Source organism: Scandinavium sp., from assembly GCF_032012665.1.
Classification (GTDB): Bacteria; Pseudomonadota; Gammaproteobacteria; order Enterobacterales; family Enterobacteriaceae; genus Scandinavium.
This window is the reverse complement of record NZ_DALZVG010000055.1, coordinates 1-3470: the sequence shown is the minus strand read 5'-3', so window position 1 is coordinate 3470 and position 3470 is coordinate 1. Positions and strand designations below refer to the sequence as shown.

The window sequence follows — 3470 nt, the reverse complement described above, 5'->3', positions numbered from 1 at the left end:
CGGTGATATCCATTTTTATCTGCCAGCAGGGACAAAGTTTTACGACAAGGCACCGGCAGATAACAGCACTTCCACAACAGGTATTTCTGAACGCTATAGAAGTAATGCGCCTCTGTATGTCAGCATGACCCTGGCACAAGGCAACTGTACGATGGTGACTCGGCAAAAAAATACGCAGGTTGACGGGAAGTATGATCTGCTGGGCGAGCCACTGGTGAATGCTGATGGCAAAGACTACGAATACAATCTCTATAAAACTGCGATGCGGAATTATAAGCAGAGTCCAAGTGCCGGGTTTGAACTGCTGCGCTTTGGGCGGGTAATCAATACTGAACATGAGACTCTGGTGCCAGCAGATGCGCCACTGTGGATGACGGTCAATTACCCTGGCGGAACAGGGGTGGTCAATCTTGCTGATCCCAGTATTAAAAAGTTTAGTGACGCTGACTTTCCGCACTGGACGGGCTGGCAGATGGTTGATGACGATAGTGATAACAATAGCCAATGTAACTCAGCAGCTATTAAGAAGCTTCAGCAGGACGGCGACTATGATAATCAGTGTGTAAAGCTAATCTGTCATTTCCCGTTCGAGTGGGAAAAGAGTACGATCGACACCCGCTTTTCATGGCTGAAAAAAGGTAGTGAAGAGCATGATCCGATGACGGATGAAGATTATGCAAAATTCAAGGCTCATGCCGAAGCATTGTGTTTCGACACAGGGGCACTTAGTAGCGGAAGCTTGTGGCATTTTGAACCAAAGGCATTTATTGAACATTTCAGGACATGTAGTTGGCTCGGCTGTGATGTAATTGAAAAAGTAATGACGGCGAATACTAGTAAAAAAAATAAAAATGCACTTGAAGGTATTAAAAATATTACATCAGAGTACTATGCGGACATAAATAAAATTATGCGAAAGTATAATTTATCTGATGCAAACAGAATTTGTCATTTTTTAGGACAAGGTGCAGTAGAATCAGGTTATTTATTGTCTATGCAAGAAACCAGTCAGCAACAGATTATTGTCGATGGTATTCAGAAGGGCGGAGTCATTGTTGAAGCATCAACATTTAATGAAGCTACTGAGCTAGGCCATTGGTACGGAGCTCTTGAAACCGAGAAAGATAACTATTTCTCCGGGAAAAAATATAATTCCCGTGGAGGGTACATCACAGGCTCTTATAGCTGGATTAACGGTAACTGTGGAGATGTTGATGCACAAAAATTCAGAGGTAGAGGGTTTAAAATGCTCACTGGCCTTGACACATATTCAAGCTATTGGGTATATCGAGGTTGGTTGTTAAAAAGTGACTTCGATAAATATTGGTGGGATGACCCGGAGTACAAGAAAAAAAATACAGCCGGCATGAAGAAAAAACCACCAAAAATAGAGAACCCTCAGAAAGTGACAGAGAGTGCATATAACTGTATTGATACGGGTGGTTTTTTTATAGCCTGTTTCAAATCTAAAGTTCTCAAAATTATGGATGAGGACAAATTTGGGGAATCTGATGATGACAGCATTATTTTGAAAGTAACTAAAGGTATAAATGGTGCAGATAAAGGGATTGCAGAAAGGAAAATAGCTACTAAAAAAGCGAAAGAGGTGATTGATGATGAAGTTTAAAACCAATTTGTTTTTATTTATGATGCTTGGTGCTACTGCTTTTAGTTCTTGGGCGGGATATTACAACACAATTGATACTGATGGTGTAAGTATCCATTTTGATAAGGATAAAGCTGGATCTGTAAGTGTTCACGATGATAAATTAAATACGGATTACTCATGCAAAATAGAAAATTGGAATGATTCATTACTCTCTGGTGCTGGAGGTATTTCTCTAACTAGTGATCATGTAGGCGTGCTTATAGCATCAGGAAATAAATATCTTGATGTTAAGGAGCTTATAGGTTGTAAAGGACAGTCAATCCGCATTCATTCGATTCCATACTTTAATAATGCAATTTCTTCTGTTATAGATGTGAATTTTGATAAAAAATTAGTTCTGGCATTGGTTGTGATTGATGCTCACTTTAGATCATATCAGGCGATAATCTCTAGGTTTAATGGGAATAAAAACCTTTTGTCTGGCAAGGGTTTTTGGAGTAATGCCCCATCTGAGCCAGATGAAAATAACTTGTTTTACCCTGGTGGTTCAATATATCTAGGGAAAATATCTGTCAATGGAGAATATGTTGCACCAAACGATTTGGATTGTGCTGCTGATTCATTTCCAGGTGTGTGGGATATAGCAAAGAAAATGAAGGTTGTATTCCCAGGAGATAAAGATGATGCTGTGGTTGACAGTAAATGCAAAAAGCTTTTTTCGGGTGATAAAACACTGGATGAGTTGGGGGGGGAGCTTATCAATCCGAATTAATGATTTTGGGATTCTTGTTGTTTTTATTCAATTTTACTGTGCGATATACCCAACAGTACTTTCCTGAAAGGATACAAGCTTGGGACAATTTTCATGAAATTAGTTTGCATGTCATTCTTTCTTAGTGTCAGTTCTTTCTCTATGGTATCTGCATTTGCATCAGTTGTTAACGATGGAAATTCATCAGTAATTAGAAACCTGTCGTCTGATTCTAACGCTGATATTTCTTCATCATCTAGCTTTGAACCATGTAATGTACATTTCAGTGATTATGAATATCCAAAATTATCTGATGACGAATATTTTGAGAAAAAATATCCTATATCTGAATGGAGCTGTTTATATTCAGGAGAGGCTTTCGAAGCTGGGTATGATAATCAGCAAGTTAACAATAAAGGTGTTAATGTTAGCCGTTCAGACAATAAAGTTATTTACGATTATAAAAACAAAGATTGGAAACTAGTCCCTGATAAAACATATGTGAAAAATGGATCATCTAATCATTTATCATTAGTAAAGGTGAAAAGTAAAAATTCAAATGGGTTTATGGCTGTCAATAGTATGGCTAAATTTAAAGACGGGAGTGTTGGTGAAAGTGTTTATTTCTGTTTGATTCACAATAATAACGCTCTTTGTGGTTCAGGAAACAGTGCTGTAACGAATACTGGTGAAGATCTATCTAAAAATACACTAAGGCTTCTTGAATCCATCTCATTTGATGAAAATTAAAATTTTAAAAATTGCAATGCTGAGCCTTGATGCTATTGACCTGGAATAATCATTAGGGGCTGTCATGAAATATATTATTTTACAAGTATTGCATTGATTAGGGGAATGCTCCTCCCCAACAATAGGGGGGCATGGACCTAAGTGAGTAAATCCTCTATCAGGGGGGCATTTACGCGAAGAATAAATCCAGGGAGAATGGCGTTTGAGAACGTCAGGTGGCCTGCGTTTAAGCATGCCTGATATGTGCTTAACGATTCTACAGAACAAGAATCCGATACTTTGCCATCTGAACCAAGAGACTTCCCAATGTGGCACCTGAAACGGCCGAACCTTTCAGTAACTTCAGTTTTTCCTGACAAG

Annotated in this window: 3 protein-coding genes; all 3 read left to right on the top strand. The window is 38.6% G+C overall.

Features of this window, described 5'->3' with window-relative positions; genetic code table 11:
* The coding region (locus tag RTU33_RS21700) for a M23 family peptidase (protein WP_312630153.1) at window positions 1–1627 on the top strand (1627 nt) is incomplete at its 5' end.
* Window positions 1614–2381: a hypothetical protein gene (locus RTU33_RS21695; RefSeq protein WP_312630151.1), complete on the top strand. Its 768-nt coding sequence runs from the start codon at window positions 1614–1616 to the stop codon at window positions 2379–2381. The genes RTU33_RS21700 and RTU33_RS21695, both read left to right, overlap by 14 nt.
* Window positions 2382–2489: 108 nt before the next feature.
* Complete coding sequence (locus RTU33_RS21690) at window positions 2490–3110, top strand: hypothetical protein (RefSeq protein WP_312630150.1); 621 nt, start codon at window positions 2490–2492, stop codon at window positions 3108–3110.
* The last annotated feature ends 360 nt before the right edge of the window (window positions 3111–3470 follow it).

What these genes read in the sequence shown, in the direction of transcription:
- RTU33_RS21695 (WP_312630151.1), top strand. Translation starts at nt 1,614, where the DNA reads ATGATGAAGTTTAAAACCAATTTGTTTTTATTTATGATGCTTGGTGCT.
- RTU33_RS21690 (WP_312630150.1), top strand. Translation starts at nt 2,490, where the DNA reads ATGTCATTCTTTCTTAGTGTCAGTTCTTTCTCTATGGTATCTGCATTT.